The sequence below is a fragment of the Nocardioides sp. genome (assembly GCF_050699375.1).
Taxonomy (GTDB): domain Bacteria; phylum Actinomycetota; class Actinomycetes; order Propionibacteriales; family Nocardioidaceae; genus Nocardioides.
In genome coordinates, this window is sequence record NZ_JBOHDN010000207.1 from 1 (window position 1) to 1,607 (window position 1,607).

The window sequence follows — 1,607 nt, forward strand, 5'->3', positions numbered from 1 at the left end:
CCCCAGCGCACCCCTGGCAGCACACCGCGTGGGATCATGTCTCTATGGCGCGGGTGACTGTTGTTGGTGGGGGTCCTGGGGGGTATGAGGCGGCGTTGGTCGCTCAGCAGCTGGGGGCGGAGGTCACTGTGGTCGATCGGGACGGGCTTGGTGGCAGTGCGGTGCTCACCGACTGCGTGCCCAGCAAGACCCTGATCGCGACGTCCGAGCTGATGTCGGACATGACCTTGGCCCGCGATCTCGGGATCAACTTCCGTGACCACCAGGGCGACCCGGCGACCGAGCTCACCGCGGACCTCGGGTTGGTCAACGAGCGGGTCAAGGCCCTCGCGCTGGCTCAGTCGGGCGACATCGAGGGTCGGCTGACCCGCCGCGGGATCCGGGTCGTCAAGGGCACCGGACGCATCGACGCCGACAAGCGCCAGGTGGTCGCGACCCTGACCGAGGGTGGCGAGGAGGCGATCGACAACGACGCCGTGCTGATCGCCACCGGTGCCCGGCCGCGGGTGCTGCCGACCGCGCAGCCCGACGGCGAGCGGATCCTGACCTGGGAGCAGGTCTACGACCTCACCGAGCTGCCCGAGCACATGATCGTGGTGGGCTCGGGTGTCACGGGTGTCGAGTTCGCCGGCGCCTACCTCAACCTCGGTGCCCAGGTCACTCTGGTCTCCTCGCGTGATCGCGTGCTTCCGGGTGAGGACGCGGACGCGGCCACGGTCCTCCAGGACGTACTCGAGCGTCAGGGGATGAACATCCTCGGCAAGTCCCGGATGGAGTCGGTGAGCCGGTCCGGCGATGTTGTGACCGTGAAGCTCACCGATGGCCGCGAGGTCACCGGCAGCCACTGCGTCCTCGCGCTCGGCTCGATCCCGAACTCCGAGGACCTCGGCCTGGAGGAGGCCGGCATCGAGCTCGACGAGGGCGGTTTCATCCGCACCGACAAGGTGTCGCGTACCTCCGCCCACGGCGTGTACGCAGCCGGCGACTGCACCGGTGGCTTCATGCTCGCCTCGACGGCCGCCATGGCCGGCCGGATCGCGATGCGCCACTTCCTGGGCGACACGGTCATCCCGATGGACCTCAAGCAGGTCGCGGCCAACGTCTTCACCTCGCCCGAGATCGCGACGGTCGGCTACTCGCAGGCGCAGGTCGACTCGGGTGAGGTCGTCGCCGACACGCTCCGGCTCGACCTCAAGGGCAACCCGCGGGCGAAGATGCAGGGCATCTCCGACGGCTTCGTCAAGCTCATCTCGCGCCCCGGCACCGGCGTCGTCATCGGCGGCGTCGTCGTCGGCCCGCGCGCCTCCGAGCTGATCCACCCCATCGCCCTCGCCGTATCCACCGGCCTGACCGTGGACCAGATCGCCAACACCTTCACCGTCTACCCCTCGATCTCCGGCTCCACCGCCGAGGTTGCCCGCCGCCTCCACCACGTCGAGTAGTCCCCGCCGGCCGAGGCGTCAGTTCTGCAGGCCGAGAAGTCGGGAAGGTCAATCGGTCTAAGCAACGTGGACTCAGGCTGCTGAGGCTAGCAAGTGGGCCATGCGTTGTGCTGGGGTCTCTAGGTCGAGGGTGGGTCGGGGTCGCTGGTTGAGGGTGGCTGCGAT

Annotated in this window: 1 protein-coding gene; it reads left to right on the top strand. The window is 68.8% G+C overall.

What is annotated here, in order from left to right:
• The first annotated feature begins 44 nt into the window (after positions 1-44).
• On the top strand, positions 45-1,442 hold the full coding sequence (locus tag ACRDPS_RS15400) for an NAD(P)H-quinone dehydrogenase (protein ID WP_431502527.1): 1,398 nt from the start codon (positions 45-47) through the stop codon (positions 1,440-1,442).
• Positions 1,443-1,607 lie beyond the last annotated feature (165 nt).